General features: G+C 62.9%; 14 protein-coding genes, 1 tRNA gene and 2 rRNA genes (1 of these 17 running past the window's edge). 8 read left to right on the plus strand and 9 right to left on the minus strand.

Going from position 1 to position 13,591, the window contains the following annotated elements:
* The 3 genes from METLW3_RS0108520 to METLW3_RS0108530 all read left to right on the plus strand — a co-directional run.
* Window positions 1–1,421, plus strand: a 23S ribosomal RNA gene (locus METLW3_RS0108520); it begins 1,433 nt to the left of the window's first position.
* 84 nt (window positions 1,422–1,505) lie between these two features.
* Window positions 1,506–1,620, plus strand: a 5S ribosomal RNA gene (rrf, locus tag METLW3_RS0108525).
* Between the two features lie 140 nt (window positions 1,621–1,760).
* A tRNA-Met gene (locus tag METLW3_RS0108530) sits at window positions 1,761–1,837 on the plus strand.
* Between the two features lie 346 nt (window positions 1,838–2,183).
* Here METLW3_RS0108530 and METLW3_RS28770 read toward each other — a convergent pair.
* A complete protein-coding gene (locus METLW3_RS28770; protein WP_245267264.1) occupies window positions 2,184–2,351 on the minus strand; it encodes a hypothetical protein in 168 nt (55 codons plus the stop codon).
* 105 nt (window positions 2,352–2,456) lie between these two features.
* Between METLW3_RS28770 and METLW3_RS0108540 the strand changes: the two genes are divergently transcribed.
* From METLW3_RS0108540 to METLW3_RS0108555, 4 genes are all read left to right on the plus strand, one after another.
* Window positions 2,457–2,819 carry a transposase gene (locus METLW3_RS0108540; RefSeq protein ID WP_051465372.1) on the plus strand — a complete coding sequence of 121 codons (363 nt, stop codon included), beginning with the start codon at window positions 2,457–2,459 and terminating at the stop codon, window positions 2,817–2,819.
* Window positions 2,816–3,163: an IS66 family insertion sequence element accessory protein TnpB gene (gene tnpB, locus METLW3_RS0108545; protein WP_024878662.1), complete on the plus strand. Its 348-nt coding sequence runs from the start codon at window positions 2,816–2,818 to the stop codon at window positions 3,161–3,163. Before METLW3_RS0108540 ends, tnpB begins: the two co-directional genes overlap by 4 nt.
* Before the next feature lie 68 nt (window positions 3,164–3,231).
* Entirely contained in the window at window positions 3,232–4,842 is a 1,611-nt protein-coding gene (locus METLW3_RS0108550; protein WP_024879523.1) for an IS66 family transposase, read from the plus strand.
* A gap of 2 nt (window positions 4,843–4,844) precedes the next feature.
* Complete coding sequence (locus METLW3_RS0108555) at window positions 4,845–5,078, plus strand: hypothetical protein (protein ID WP_024878660.1); 234 nt, start codon at window positions 4,845–4,847, stop codon at window positions 5,076–5,078.
* Window positions 5,079–5,112: 34 nt separating this feature from the next.
* Here the strand turns inward: METLW3_RS0108555 and METLW3_RS25360 are convergent, their stop codons facing one another.
* The 3 genes from METLW3_RS25360 to METLW3_RS0108575 all read right to left on the minus strand — a co-directional run bounded on the left by METLW3_RS25360 (window position 5,113) and on the right by METLW3_RS0108575 (window position 7,177).
* Window positions 5,113–5,907: a HEAT repeat domain-containing protein gene (locus METLW3_RS25360; RefSeq protein ID WP_036308609.1), complete on the minus strand. Its 795-nt coding sequence runs from the start codon at window positions 5,905–5,907 to the stop codon at window positions 5,113–5,115.
* A gap of 223 nt (window positions 5,908–6,130) precedes the next feature.
* Window positions 6,131–6,418: a DoxX family protein gene (locus tag METLW3_RS0108570; protein ID WP_024879524.1), complete on the minus strand. Its 288-nt coding sequence runs from the start codon at window positions 6,416–6,418 to the stop codon at window positions 6,131–6,133.
* A gap of 60 nt (window positions 6,419–6,478) precedes the next feature.
* Entirely contained in the window at window positions 6,479–7,177 is a 699-nt protein-coding gene (locus METLW3_RS0108575; RefSeq protein ID WP_024879525.1) for a pirin family protein, read from the minus strand.
* A gap of 111 nt (window positions 7,178–7,288) precedes the next feature.
* On the opposite strand from METLW3_RS0108575, the gene METLW3_RS0108580 reads away from it, so the two are divergent.
* A complete protein-coding gene (locus tag METLW3_RS0108580; RefSeq protein WP_024879526.1) occupies window positions 7,289–8,218 on the plus strand; it encodes a LysR family transcriptional regulator in 930 nt (309 codons plus the stop codon).
* A 28-nt stretch (window positions 8,219–8,246) separates the two neighbouring features.
* On the opposite strand, the gene METLW3_RS25365 is transcribed toward METLW3_RS0108580, so the two are convergent.
* From METLW3_RS25365 to METLW3_RS0108605, 5 genes are read right to left on the minus strand one after another with little or no spacing between them, the layout of a single operon-like run.
* The gene (locus METLW3_RS25365; protein WP_024879527.1) at window positions 8,247–10,292 is read right to left on the minus strand and encodes an amidohydrolase family protein; all 2,046 of its coding nucleotides are present in this window, start codon (window positions 10,290–10,292) and stop codon (window positions 8,247–8,249) included.
* A 53-nt stretch (window positions 10,293–10,345) separates the two neighbouring features.
* Entirely contained in the window at window positions 10,346–10,594 is a 249-nt protein-coding gene (locus METLW3_RS0108590; RefSeq protein ID WP_024879528.1) for a XapX domain-containing protein, read from the minus strand.
* Complete coding sequence (locus METLW3_RS0108595; RefSeq protein WP_024879529.1) at window positions 10,591–11,808, minus strand: MFS transporter; 1,218 nt, start codon at window positions 11,806–11,808, stop codon at window positions 10,591–10,593. The genes METLW3_RS0108590 and METLW3_RS0108595 overlap by 4 nt, the downstream gene beginning before the upstream one ends.
* A gap of 1 nt (window position 11,809) precedes the next feature.
* Window positions 11,810–12,490 carry a hydrolase gene (locus METLW3_RS0108600; RefSeq protein WP_024879530.1) on the minus strand — a complete coding sequence of 227 codons (681 nt, stop codon included), beginning with the start codon at window positions 12,488–12,490 and terminating at the stop codon, window positions 11,810–11,812.
* A 46-nt stretch (window positions 12,491–12,536) separates the two neighbouring features.
* Complete coding sequence (locus METLW3_RS0108605) at window positions 12,537–13,358, minus strand: alpha/beta hydrolase (RefSeq protein WP_024879531.1); 822 nt, start codon at window positions 13,356–13,358, stop codon at window positions 12,537–12,539.
* Window positions 13,359–13,591: the final 233 nt, after the last annotated feature.

Below are 13,591 nucleotides of genomic sequence, written 5' to 3' on the forward strand. Positions count from 1 at the left end.
GGGTTAGCCGGCCCCTAAGGCGAGGCCGAAAGGCGTAGTCGATGGGAACCACGTTAATAATCGTGGGCCAGCAGGTGGTGACGCGTGGGGTAAATCGTTCGGACTTACTGGATTGTCCGGGCGGTGAACCCGCGCCAGGAAATAGCCCCTGCATCAGACCGTACCCGAAACCGACACAGGTGGACAGGTAGAGTATACCAAGGCGCTTGAGAGAATGACGCTGAAGGAACTCGGCAATTTACCTCCGTAACTTCGGAATAAGGAGGCCTTCCGTTCGCGCAAGCGGGCGGGAGGGGCACAGACCAGGGGGTGGCAACTGTTTACCAAAAACACAGGGCTCTGCGAAATCGCAAGATGACGTATAGGGTCTGACGCCTGCCCGGTGCCGGAAGGTTAAGAGGAGGAGTGCAAGCTCTGAATTGAAGCCCCGGTAAACGGCGGCCGTAAATATAACGGTCCTAAGGTAGCGAAATTCCTTGTCGGGTAAGTTCCGACCTGCACGAATGGCGTAATGACTTCCCCGCTGTCTCCAGCGTCAGCTCAGTGAAATTGAATTCCCCGTGAAGATGCGGGGTTCCTGCGGTCAGACGGAAAGACCCCGTGCACCTTTACTGTAACTTTGCACTGGCATTCGTGTCGGCATGTGTAGGATAGGTGGTAGGCGTTGAAGCATGGGCGCCAGCTCGTGTGGAGCCACCCTTGAAATACCACCCTTATCGTCATGGATGTCTAACCGCGCTCCGTCATCCGGGGCCGGGACAGTGCATGGTAGGCAGTTTGACTGGGGCGGTCGCCTCCCAAAGAGTAACGGAGGCGCGCGATGGTGGGCTCAGAGCGGTCGGAAATCGCTCGTCGAGTGCAATGGCATAAGCCTGCCTGACTGCGAGACAGACAAGTCGAGCAGAGACGAAAGTCGGTCATAGTGATCCGGTGGTCCCTCGTGGAAGGGCCATCGCTCAACGGATAAAAGGTACGCCGGGGATAACAGGCTGATAACCCCCAAGAGTCCATATCGACGGGGTTGTTTGGCACCTCGATGTCGGCTCATCACATCCTGGGGCTGGAGAAGGTCCCAAGGGTTCGGCTGTTCGCCGATTAAAGTGGTACGTGAGCTGGGTTCAGAACGTCGTGAGACAGTTCGGTCCCTATCTGCCGTGGGTGTCGGAGAATTGAGAGGATTTGTCCCTAGTACGAGAGGACCGGGATGAACATACCTCTGGTGGACCTGTTGTGGCGCCAGCCGCAGTGCAGGGTAGCTATGTATGGACGGGATAACCGCTGAATGCATCTAAGCGGGAAACCCACCTCAAAACGAGTTCTCCCTCGAGAGCCGTGGAAGACGACCACGTCGATAGGCCGGGTGTGGAAGCGCGGCGACGCGCGGAGCTTACCGGTACTAATAGCTCGATCGGCTTGATCGTTCTCATTAATCCATGCCCATCTCCCCAAAGATGGCGCGATCGAAAGGCCAATCACAGTTTGCTTCAAAACTTGCCCTTTGCCGGCCTGGTGGCCTCGGCGGAGCGATCAGACCCGATCCCATCCCGAACTCGGCCGTCAAACGCTTCAGCGCCAATGGTACTATGTCTCAAGACCTGGGAGAGTAGGTCGTCGCCAGGCCTGCAAAGGGCAAAAAGTTTCCTTATCTACGATGTGCGAACGGGGAGTAGCGAAGAGCGAGTAGACGGTTTCTATTCGCCTTTCGCTACTCCCCTTTCTCGTCTTCGAGCCCTCTCCCACAAGAGGGCCGCCGTCCTTGGCGCGGGGTGGAGCAGCCCGGTAGCTCGTCAGGCTCATAACCTGAAGGTCACAGGTTCAAATCCTGTCCCCGCAACCAAGAACTCCTAAATAAGCAAAGCCGAACACGCCTTCCCGAGCGCGCCGCCGAATGCTGCGGCGCTCGATGTGGCCATGAGGCGTCCTCCCTCTCGTCTGCCGACGATCGCGTCCTCCCCTCCTCTTTCTCTGTCCGAATAGGTCGCTGCGCTCGCGAGTGCAGCAGCGTCGCGCTTGCCACGTGTTTCAAGGACAGGGCCGCTTTGGATGCGTGACTTTGGGCTCCAGCGCGACGCTGGTCGTCGAGGGTGATTGGGCGAAGGGTCAGTGTGCGCGCAGGGTAAATAGAGCGTTGATGAGCGCTTTATTTACCCTGCGTGATCTTCGTCGCGGGACGATTCGTTGCTTCAGCCTCGCGTGGCGCTCCCGAGCGCCTGTCCTTGTGCGGTAGGGAGCCTGACGGCGAATGCGCCGGGTCCGAGCAGAGCCTGCACGATCAAGAGCGCCGACCACAGCGCTGGAAACTCCCATCCGCCATTCGCATTGGAGAACAGCCAGCCATTGGGCAGATGCACGGTATCCCTACGCCGTGGGCCGCCTTTTCAAAATCGAGGGAATAGAGCGAAGCTGCGCAGCTAAGTCGGCTTTATGAGCGAGGCAAGCTGCACAGCATGGGTCGGATGACATTGATCACGGGCCGCGAGCGGCGGCGCCGATGGAGAGACGAGGACCGGACGCGGATATTGGCGGCGATCGCCGAGCCGGGCGCGGTGGTCGCCGATGTGGCGCGCCGTGAGGACGTTTGCACGAGCCTCGTCTACAAATGGCGGCGCGCAGCGCAGCGGGAGCAAAGCGCCGCTTTATGCGGATTTTCGCCGGTGATCATCGAGCCCGCGCCGCGAGTGGCGGCGTCACAGGAACACCCGCCGCAAGACGCCGCGGCCGGCGTCGTCGAGGTCGAGCTGAAGGACGTGCGTGTGAAGATCAGCGCCACGGCGCCGTCTTCCGTGATCGCCGCGACNTTGAAGGCGCTACGCTCATGATTCCATTGCCAGCTGGTTGCCGGGTCTGGATCGCGACCGGCCATACGGATATGCGACGCGGCATGCAGGGCTTGGCGCTTCAGGTTCAAGAGCAGTTGCAACGGGACCCTCACGCCGGCGACCTCTACATCTTCCGAGGACGCCGAGGCGATCTCGCGAAAATCCTTTGGCATGACGGGATCGGCCTGTCGCTCTACGCCAAGCGGCTCGACCGCGGAAAGTTCATCTGGCCCTCGGCGAGCGCGGGCGCCGTGTCGATTTCGGCTGCCCAGATGGCCTATATGCTCGAGGGAATTGATTGGCGAAATCCGCAATCGACATGGCGTCCAGCAAGCGCGGGATGAGCGAAAAAGCTGGGGTCGGACGCATTTTGGGGCGCCACAAATCGAAAGATTTGTGATTCACTCGCTATATGGACGCCGTCGGCAAAGCCCTGTTGGACGAAAACGCCGCACTGAGAGCCGAGCTCGCCGTCGCGCGCGCGAAGGCGTCGGAAGACATGGCGCTGATCGCCGCGCAAAAGCTTCAGATCGCCAAGCTGGAGCGCCAGATATACGGGCAGAAATCGGAGCGGTCGGCGCGTCTTCTCGAGCAATTGGCGCTCATGTTCGAAGAGCTGGAAGCGAGCGCGACGGAAGACGAGATCGCCGCGGAACAGGCGGTCGCGAAAACGACGACGGTCGCCGGCTTCACGCGCAAACGGCCGGATCGCAATACATTCCCGGAACATCTACCGCGCGAGCGCGTCATGATCGAGACGCCGACGAGCTGCGCCTGCTGTGGCGGCCAGCGCCTGCGCAAGCTCGGCGAAGACGTGACGCAGACATTGGAAACGACGCCGCGTCAGTGGAAAGTGATCGAGACCGTGCGGGAGAAGTTCTCCTGCCGGGACTGCGAGAAGATCACGCAGCCGCCCGCGCCATTCCATGTCGTTCCGCGCGGCTGGGCGGGGCCGAGCCTTTTGGCGATGATCGCTTTCGAGAAGTTCGGCCAGCATCAGCCTTTGAACCGTCAGGCGGAGCGTTATGCGCTCGAAGGTGCGCCGATCGCTTTGTCGACCATGGCTGATGCGATCGGCTCCATTTGCGCCGCGCTCGAGCCTCTGCGCCTTCTCATAGAAGAGCATGTTCTCTCTGCCGAGCGCCTGCATGGCGACGATACGATCGTGCCCGTGCTGGCGAAGGGCAAAACCGACACCGGCCGCTGCTGGGTCTATGTGCGCGACGATGCGCCCTTCGGCGGCGCCGGACCGCCCGCTGCGATTTTCTATTACTCGCGTGATCGCAAAGGCGAACATCCGCAGACCCATTTGGCGAACTACTTCGGCATTCTGCAAGCGGACGCCTATGACGGCTACAACAAGCTGTATGCAGCGGAGCGCAAGCCTGGTCCGATTCTCGAAGCGGCGTGTTGGGCGCACGCGCGGCGCCCGTTCTTCGTCATGGCCGATATCGATGCGAACGTTCGTCGTAAGGCGGCGGGAAAAAAGGAGATTCCACTGTCGCCGATCGCCATGGAGATCGTGCGCCGCATCGACGCGCTGTTCGAGATCGAGAGGTCGATCAACAGCAAGAGCGCGCAAGAACGCCTCGCCGTTCGCCGGGCGTCGAGCCGACCTCTCGTCGACGCGCTGGAAAGCTATATGCGCGAACAGCTCGCCAAGCTCTCGCGTGGACATGACCTCGCCAAAGCGATGCAATATATGCTGAAGCGATGGCCGGCCTTCACGCTGTTCCTCGACGACGGGCGCGTTTGCGTGTCGAACAATGCCGCCGAGCGTGGACTGCGCGGAATTGCTCTGGGACGAAAATCATGGCTGTTCTGCGGGTCTGATCGCGGAGGCGAGCGCGCCGCCGCCATGTATGGGCTCATCGTCACAGCGAAGATGAACGGCCTCGATCCGCAGGCCTGGCTCGCCGACGTCCTCGCGCGCATCGCCGCGCATCCGGCGCATCGGCTCGATGAATTGCTGCCGTGGAACTGGAGCCAGAAGGATAAAGCCGCGCCGGCGCTGGCGGCCTGACCATGCACGTCAACAAGGTCTCTCACGTCACGACCATCGATCGCATCGCTGCGCAGCTCGGCGAAAGTGTCGACTTCCTCCATGACGTCGCCAATGAAATGGAGCCCGAGGATGGCGTGATCTGGGTCTATGGCCTCGGCGACCTCGAGATCCTGGCCTTCACCGACTTCGGTGTCGAGAACCTCGTCGAGCTCATCAAAATCCACAAAGAGATGAAGTCGCACCGAGAGCGCTGACGCGAGGATCCTGCGTCCACGATGAGCGCTTGCTTTACGATTGCCTGTTCGGCAATTGCAGCAATCTCGCGAGCGCCTCGGAATCCATGTCGGGATCGACGCTGAAGCCGAGATATGATTTGGCGGCGTCCACGAAGAGTCCTTCGTGCTCGCCCGCCGCCGAGATTTCGGCGACCAAGTAAGGCACGACGCGGTCGTCGCGCCTGCGAGCCAAGCCATGGAGCGCCTCGGCTCTTACGAAGACGTCAGCGTCATTTACCCGTCGCAGCAGCGCATCCCGAATCTCGGGGCCGTCAATCGAAACGGTCTGGCCGATACTTGTGGCGGCCCAATCTCGCGCCCTTTCATATGGATCGTCCATCAACTCCAGCAGAGCGCCTACCGCCGCATCCGAAGTCGCACCACAGAGGGAGAACGCCACGCCGTGGCGGACGTCGTCGTCAGAATGGTTGCGCAGCCCGATCAGAGCACCCTCGCAACGACGGTTTCCGAGATGGCCAAAGGCGAACACAGTCGCTATCAAGACATCTCTGTCCTGTTCGCGGTGAATAATCTCGAGGAGGGCGTCGCAGCATTCCTCTGGAAAGGTGCGCGCGGGTGAGCCCAACTGGCCTAGAATGGTAACCCCGAGCCTTCGTGACTTCGGATCCCGCGCGCCAGACAGTGCGATCGCGGCGTCGACGACCTCTCTTGTCACCCGAGCTTCCAACACTGCTAAGGGATTACAAGTAGCACTCTTCCCGTCCTCATCATCGATCTGCGCCAATGAAGCCGCTATCAACTCTGCCGTTGAGCGACCGTCTCGCTTCATCTCCTCGAGCGTGCTCAAGAGCGCTGACCCCTTCAAAACCGTTCGAGTCTGCTAACTTACGACTTGGAGAACTGTCGCCCCGGGAAGCTTTGCTTGCGACGTCCTTGCGAAGTTGCCGCAAAACGCATTAACGAACTTCTGTCCTGGAGCAGGGAAGGCGCATTTTATACCGCCGCCAATGCAGCGTAAATGGCCCGCGCTGGCCGCTCCGCCGTCAGCGTCGAATACGTCGTCCTGCGGCCTACGGCGAATGCTTACGATGCACGATCAGCGCGCCGATCATCAGCGGAATGAGCGAGAGGGACACGAAGCGCGTGAAAACGCCGAAGATCAATGCGAGGCCTCCGCCGATTTCCGCGGCCACGACCACATAGGCGAGCAGCGATGGGTAGCCGAGCGATTCGAAGAATCGCGCCGTTCCAGGCAGAGTGAACACGAAAATTTTGAGAAGCCCATGCGCGAGAAACAGCGCGCCGAGGCTCACACGCAGCAGCAGAGCGGCGTAATCGGCGTTACGAACATTGGTCATTGTCTCGATCCTTTTGGTCATGTTTGCGATCGCGGCCGGCGCGCCGGCGCCGGCCTATGGTCATGCGGAGTCGACGAGAACGATCTCGCTGTCCTCCAGCGCTGTGACGCGTAGGATGTCGACATCGCTGATGGCGGCGCCGTCACGGGCGTTGACGCGCACATCGTCGATCCGCACGGCGCCGCTCGCCGGCACGAGATAGGCTTTGTGGTCGCGGCCGAGCGCATATTCCGCCGTCTCGCCGGTCCGGAGAGTCGCGCCGACGACGCGCGCCTCGGCGCGGATTGGCAGCGCGTCGCCGTCATTGTCGAAGCCGGAAGCGAGAGTGACGAAACGGCCCGAGCGCTCGCCCTTGGGAAAGGGGCGAGATCCCCAATCCGGCGCACCGCCGCGCGTCGTCGGCAAGATCCAGATCTGAAAGATCCGGGTGGTCTCATTATCGAGATTATATTCGGAATGGGCGATCCCTGAGCCCGCGCTCATCACCTGCACGTCGCCGGCCGCGGTGCGGCCCTTATTGCCGAGACTATCCTGATGCGTGATCGCGCCCTCGCGGACATAGGTTACGATTTCCATGTCGCGATGCGGATGCGTCGGAAAGCCGGAGTGCGGCGCGATCGTGTCGTCGTTCCAGACGCGCAGATTGCCCCAATGCATCCGCTCGGGATCGTGATAGCCGGCGAATGAGAAATGATGCTTGGCGTCGAGCCAGCCGTGATCGGCGCCGCCGAGGCTGTCGAAAGGTCTCAGTTCGATCATTGCAAATCTCCCGTCGCGTGATCGGTCGCTGTCGATGGAGCGGATTTAAGGGTTGCGCGCCTTTCTGTTCAGTCAGATAATTTTTGTCGAACTGTTCGAGAAAGTTGAAAAGTGAGCAATCCGGGCGCGCCCAGCCTCGACCAGCTGACCATCTTCCTGGCCATTGTCGACGCCGGCAGCTTCGCCGGCGCGGCGCGGCGGCTGAACCGCGCCGTCTCGGTGATCAGCTATGGAATCGCCAATCTCGAGGCGCAGCTCGGCATAGAGCTGTTCGAGCGCGAGGGAACGCGCAAGCCGCGGCTCACCGTGGCCGGGCGCGCGCTGCTGGCGGAGGCGCGGGCGATCTCGCGCGGCGTCGAGGATTTGCGCGCCAAGGTCAAGGGCCTGCTCGAGGGGCTGGAGGCGGAGGTCGATCTCGCCGTCGATGTGATGCTGCCGACGGAGCGGGTGGGAGCCGTGCTGCGGGAATTCGCGCAGCAATTTCCGACGGTGGCGCTGCAGCTGCATGTGGAGGCGCTCGGCGCGGTCACGGCGATGGTGCTGGACGGCGCGGCGATGATCGGCGTATCGGGTCCGCTCTCGCTCGGCGTCGAGGGGATAGAGAGCATCGCGGCCGGATCGATTGCGCTGATCCCGGTCACGGGTCCCGATCATCCGCTGGGGCGCATGGCGCGCATCCCGCCCGGCGCCGCACGCGAGCATACGCAGCTCGTGCTCACGGATCGCTCGCGCTTCACCGAGGGACGCGATTTCTCTGTGATCAGCCCGCGCAGCTGGCGGCTCGCCGATCTCGGCGCCAAGCACGCTTTGCTGCGCGAGGGCGTCGGCTGGGGCAACATGCCTTTGCATATGATCGCGAGCGATCTGGCGTCGGGCGCGCTGGTGCGGCTCGCCATGCCGGATCATCCGGGCGGCCTCTATCGCTTTTCGTGCATTTGGCGGCGTGAGGCTCCGCCGGGGCCGGCCGCCTCCTGGCTGGTCGATCGCTTCGTCGCGCTGGGCGCGGTCGATTCGCCGGTCGAAGGGCTGAGCGACGTTTGATCGGGATCTCATTCTCGAGAAAACCTCGTCAACCCTTTGCCGGCTCGCTCGATGCGGGATGAAGCGCGCAGAGGATGGTTCCAAGCAGGATCAGCGCTCCGGCCAGGAACAGCGGCGCCGCGAGACCGCTATGGACGACGAGAAACGCGCCGATTCCCGCGCCGAGAAAGATTGCCGCGACACTGCCCAGGCGCCGCGGCCAATTGGCGTTGGCGCCGCCGGCGAGCGGCGAATCCGCGGCGAGGCCGGTCAGCGTCAAGGTCAGAACGGTCGTGGTCAGATCGGGAATCTTCAGCTGCCGAATGGTCGCGTTGCGAAAACCCATGGCGACGGCGGTGAATGCGATGATCGCGTAAATCATTATCGTCGAGCGCGGGCTCGTGGCTTCCACGCCGAAGGCCATGACCGCGCTCGCCCAGATCAGTAATGCCTCGATGATCGCGGCCGCAGTCAGCCAGCGACGCAGCGGCAGGCCGGCGTGCGCGCGACCGATGCGTCCGGCGCCGAGCGCGCCTAGAAGAAAGGCGGAGAGGGCAACGAGATAGGGCGTGACCTCGAAGCCTGGCGCCCCCGTCGCGGCTAGGCCGAGGAAGACGATATTGCCGGTCATATTCGCGGTGAAGACCTTGCCGAGGCCGAGCACGCTGATCGCATCGACGAGGCCGGTCGTGACCTTGCGCGCGGGATAGAGCGTGAGGCCGCCGAGCGTCCTGCCGGTGACGAGCCAGGAGAGCGAAACCCATGGATTATAGCTTGCGACGCGCGTCGCATCGGTGCCCGCGCCGACCTTCAGGCCGGCGGCCATCATGCGTGTAATCGGCGGCGTCGCCTCCGCGGCTTTGGCGCCATAGCGCTCGACGAAATATTCGCCCTGAAACGCCATGCGATGCTGAACGGCGACGCCGCCGCCCAGAGCCGCTATGCGGTCGATGTTGCGCTCGCCGACTGTCTCGGCATGGTCGAAAAACCAATTCAAGCCCGCGAGCGGAATATCTTTGTCGACCTTCTCGAATACATCGAGCGCGCGGCCGATCGTCTCGTCATAGGTCGCATGGAGCCGCCAGGGCCATTTGCGTTCGGCGAGCAGGCGCACGACCGGCTCGAGATCGGCTTCCATGCTCGCCGGCATGTCGGGACGCTCGACGCGGAAGTCTTCGAAATCGGCCGCGGAATAGACCAGCATCTCGCCGGCGCCATTGTGGCGATAGAGATCGTCGCCATCGCCGGGCTTCACCTTCGTCGACCAATTCGCAAAATCGGCGAGTTCCTCCCTCGGCTTTTGCGTGAAGAGATTATAGGCGATGCGCAGCGTCAGCTCGCCGTCTCGATGCAGCGTCTCGATGATCTGGTAGTCGTCAGGATAATTCTGGAATCCGCCGCCGGCGTCGATGACGCTGGTGACGCCGAGCGAATTCAGCTCGCGCATGAAATGCCGGGTGGAATTCAGCTGATAATCATGCGGCAGCTTCGGACCCTTGGCCAGCGTCGAATAGAGAATCATGGCGTTGGGCCGAGCGAGCAGCAGTCCGGTCGGATTGCCGGTGGCGTCACGAACGATCTCGCCGCCCGGCGGATTCGGCGTGTCCTTCGTGTAGCCGACGACGCGCAGCGCCGCCGCGTTCAGCAAGGCCCGGTCATAGAGATGCAGAATGAACACCGGCGTCTCGGGCGCCGCGGCGTTGATCTCGTCCAGAGTCGGCAGGCGCTTCTCCGCGAATTGATGCTCGGTGAAGCCGCCGCCGACGCGCACCCATTGCGGCGGCGGCGTGTTCTCCGCCTGCTTTTTCAGCATCGCCATCGCATCGGCGAGAGTCGGCACGCCGTCCCAGCGCAGCTCCATATTATAGTTGAGCCCGCCGCGGATCACATGAATATGGCTGTCGATGAGGCCGGGCACGAGCCGCCTGCCGCCGGCGTCGATCACATCCGCGTCGGGCGCCGCCGCGCGTATCTCCGCCTCAGAGCCGACGGCCAGAAACTTGCCGTCGCGAATTGCGACGGCGCGGGCGACGGGATTGGCGCGATCGAGCGTCGTCACCTCGGCGTCGACGATGATGAGATCTTTGGCTTTCATTTCGAGCCTCCGGTGGCGCTAGCCTGTCATTGATGGATATCGACGCGTCCGCGTCAGCCGTCGCGGTCCCTATTCCTGGGGAGCGGCCCCAGAACATGCTGCGAGCAATCAAGGCGAATGAAGCTGGTGAGCTCGGCTCGATCGGCGGTCCGTTTGGCGATCGGAACGATCTGCTCGCCGAGCAATATTCCGGCGAGCCCGACGAGCGCGACGACTGGCGGCGCAGGGGAACGGACGCCGAGCAGGCTGTAGACGACGCCGATCAAAAGTCCGGCGCCGAGGGATAGGAGATAAGAGCTCATCGCGTTGGGCTTCCTGCTTCTCGAGAGAGTGACGGGCGCGGCGGGGCGCGAAGCTGAATAGCGAGCGCCGCGGCGCTGAACGCAGCTCCCAAGACGGCGACGGCCGGCCATTCGCCGAGCCGCCAAGCGATCATCGCGCTGAACGAGCCCCCCGCGCCGCCGAGGAACATGGTCGTCATGAACAGAGTGTTGAGCCGTCCGCGCGCTTCGGCGCGCAGCGCGTAGATCACATGCTGATTGGACACGAGCGCCGCCTGCATCGCGAAATCGAGCGCCATTACGCCAGCGATGAGTCCTGCAAGACCGCTCCAGAAGGCCATCGCCGCCCAGGAGGCCAGCGCCAGCGCGGCTCCCAGTCGAACGATCGTGGACGGTCCGCGCGCGTCGGCTATGCGTCCGGCGAGCGGCGCGGCGATGACGCCGATCGTTCCGACCACGCCGAACAAGCCCGCATCGGCGGCGCCGAGCCCGAGAGGCGGCGCCGCGAGCCGTAGCGCCAACACTGTCCAGAAGACGGAAAAAGCGGCAAACAGGAAAGCTTGCGTGAATGCTGCGCGCCGCAGCGCCGGCAGGTCGCGCCAGAGATGCCGCAGAGAGCCCATCAGCTCTGGATAAGCGAGGCGTAGCTCGCCACGCACATCCGGGAGAATCGCTTGGAGGGCGAGCGCCACCAGCAGCATCGCCGGAGACGCGGCGAGGAACATGGAGCGCCAGCCGAATTGTGCGGCGACGAATCCGGCGAGCGTGCGGCTCAGCAGCACGCCGAGCAGCAGTCCCGACATCACTGCGCCGATGGCGGCGCCCCGCCGCTGTGGGTGCGCGAGTTCCGCAGTGAGTGGAACGAGCTGCTGCGCGACACTCGCAGCGAAACCGACGAGCGCCGACGCGATGGCCAGCGTGAGCGCATCGGGCGCCGCGCCAGCCAAGACCAGCGCGATCGCAAGAAGCACGAATTCAGCGACGATCAGCCGCTTGCGCCGCGTGACGTCGCCGAGCGGCGTGAGCAGGAACAATCCCGACGCATAGCCGAGCTGCGTCAGCACCGGAACGCTCGTCGCCGCGCCAGGGCCCAGCGACGCCTCGATCAGGCCGAGCATCGGCTGGTTGTAATAAATATTGGCGACCGCGAGCCCGGTGGCCGCGGCGAGCGTGAGCAGCAAGCCGCGGCCGAGACGCTCTGCCGCGAACTCGTCAGAGCCGCCGAGCGCACCCATGCTAGATCGCCGGGACGGGCGCGAGAGTGAGGCCGTGCGAGACACGCTCCGGCGCCTTGTGCACCATCGTATAGGCGTAATCGACGCCCATGCCGTAAGCGCCGGAATGCTCCTTCACGATCGACATGACGGCGTCATAGGTTTCGCGCCGCGCCCAGTCGCGCTGCCATTCGAGCAGGACCTGCTGCCAGGTCACGGGCACGACGCCCGCCTGAATCATGCGCTGCATGGCGTAGTCATGCGCTTCCTTCGACGTGCCTCCGGAGGCGTCGGCGACCATGTAGATTTCATAGCCGCCTTCCAGCATGGCGCAGAGGGCGAAAGAATTGTTGCAGACCTCGGTCCACAGGCCCGAGACAACGACCTTCTTACGTCCATTCGCGGCCAGCGCGTCGCGGACCTTCTTATCGTCCCAGGAATTCATCGAGGTGCGCTCGAGGATCGGCGCCTCGGGGAAAACGGCGAGCAGCTCTGGATAGGTATGGCCGGAGAAGCTCTCCGTCTCGACGGTGGTGATCGTCGTCGGAATCGCGAACACCTTCGCCGATTTGGCGAGGGCTACCGCATTGTTCTTGAGCGCCTGCCGATCGATCGACTGAACCCCAAAGGCCATTTGCGGCTGGTGGTCGATGAAGATCAGCTGGCTGTTCTGCGGCGTCAGCAATTCGAGCTTAGCGGTCATGTCGTTCTCCAATTGTGGATTGCGGATTTGGGCGGCGCCTCGCGCGTCAGCGCTTGATGAACGCGAGCACGTCGTGATTGAATTTCTCTGGGTCGGTTTGGGCGAGGCCGTGCGATCCGCCTGGGTAGACGAGAAGCGCACCCTGCGGCGTCAATCGAACTGCTTTCTGCGCCGAAGCGACGAGCGGGACGATCTGATCGTCATCGCCGTGGATGAACAATGTGGGGATCGTCATCTTCGCGAGATCGGCCGAATAGTCGAGCTCGGAAAACTCGCGGATGCAATCATAGAGCCCCTTCAGCCCGCCCTCCATTCCTTGCAACCAGAAGGCGTCCTCGAGCCCGGCGCTGCGCTTCGCGCCATCTCGGTTATGGCCATAGAAAGGAACGGCGAGATCTTTGAAGAATTGCGATCGATTGCTCGCGACGCCGGCGCGGGTGCTGTCGAACACGTCCAACGGCAGACCTTCTGGATTGGAAGGCGAGGCGAGCATGATCGGCGGCACGGCGCCGACGAGCACGGCCTTTGCGACGGGGCCGACGCCATGGCGTCCGATGTAACGTGCGACCTCGCCGCCGCCGGTGGAATGCCCGACGAGAATGGCGTCGCGCAGCTCGAGGAGCTCGAGCAGCTCGGCGAGATCGTCCGCGTAGCGGTCCATCGTATTGCCGTCCCAGACCTGCTGGGAGCGGCCATGGCTGCGACGGTCGTGCGCCACGACGCGATAGCCGCGCATGCCGAAGAACAGCATTTGCCCTTCCCATGCGTCGGCCGTCAGCGGCCATCCATGCGAGAACACGATCGGCTGGCCGTCGCCGAAGCTCTTGTAAAAAATTTCTACGCCGTCGGATGCGGTGAAGTAGCTCATGCTCTCGGCTCCTCGGCTGCCGTGATCGGAGGCGCATTGCGGCTCATCGTGCGCCTCATTCAGAGAAATGCACGAGCCGTTCTGGCGATGCTTTCCTGGTCGCCTGCTTGAAAGACTAAGTCCGGCCGGCGCCTTGGTCTTGAACATTCGGCGTGGACTTATAACGATCGTGCTCGGCAGCTCGGCACGATCCCGACGTTCAGGTGCAGGCGGCGGTGCGATTACTCTTCGAC

Origin of the sequence: Methylosinus sp. LW3 (assembly GCF_000527115.1) — a bacterium.
GTDB lineage: Bacteria > Pseudomonadota > Alphaproteobacteria > Rhizobiales > Beijerinckiaceae > Methylosinus.

What these genes read in the sequence shown, in the direction of transcription:
- tnpB (WP_024878662.1), top strand. Translation starts at nt 2,816, where the DNA reads ATGATTCCATTGCCAGCTGGTTGCCGGGTCTGGATCGCGACCGGCCAT.
- METLW3_RS0108550 (WP_024879523.1), top strand. Translation starts at nt 3,232, where the DNA reads ATGGACGCCGTCGGCAAAGCCCTGTTGGACGAAAACGCCGCACTGAGA.
- METLW3_RS0108555 (WP_024878660.1), top strand. Translation starts at nt 4,845, where the DNA reads ATGCACGTCAACAAGGTCTCTCACGTCACGACCATCGATCGCATCGCT.
- METLW3_RS0108570 (WP_024879524.1), bottom strand. Translation starts at nt 6,418, where the DNA reads ATGACCAATGTTCGTAACGCCGATTACGCCGCTCTGCTGCTGCGTGTG.
- METLW3_RS0108575 (WP_024879525.1), bottom strand. Translation starts at nt 7,177, where the DNA reads ATGATCGAACTGAGACCTTTCGACAGCCTCGGCGGCGCCGATCACGGC.
- METLW3_RS25365 (WP_024879527.1), bottom strand. Translation starts at nt 10,292, where the DNA reads ATGAAAGCCAAAGATCTCATCATCGTCGACGCCGAGGTGACGACGCTC.
- METLW3_RS0108590 (WP_024879528.1), bottom strand. Translation starts at nt 10,594, where the DNA reads ATGAGCTCTTATCTCCTATCCCTCGGCGCCGGACTTTTGATCGGCGTC.
- METLW3_RS0108595 (WP_024879529.1), bottom strand. Translation starts at nt 11,808, where the DNA reads ATGGGTGCGCTCGGCGGCTCTGACGAGTTCGCGGCAGAGCGTCTCGGC.
- METLW3_RS0108600 (WP_024879530.1), bottom strand. Translation starts at nt 12,490, where the DNA reads ATGACCGCTAAGCTCGAATTGCTGACGCCGCAGAACAGCCAGCTGATC.
- METLW3_RS0108605 (WP_024879531.1), bottom strand. Translation starts at nt 13,358, where the DNA reads ATGAGCTACTTCACCGCATCCGACGGCGTAGAAATTTTTTACAAGAGC.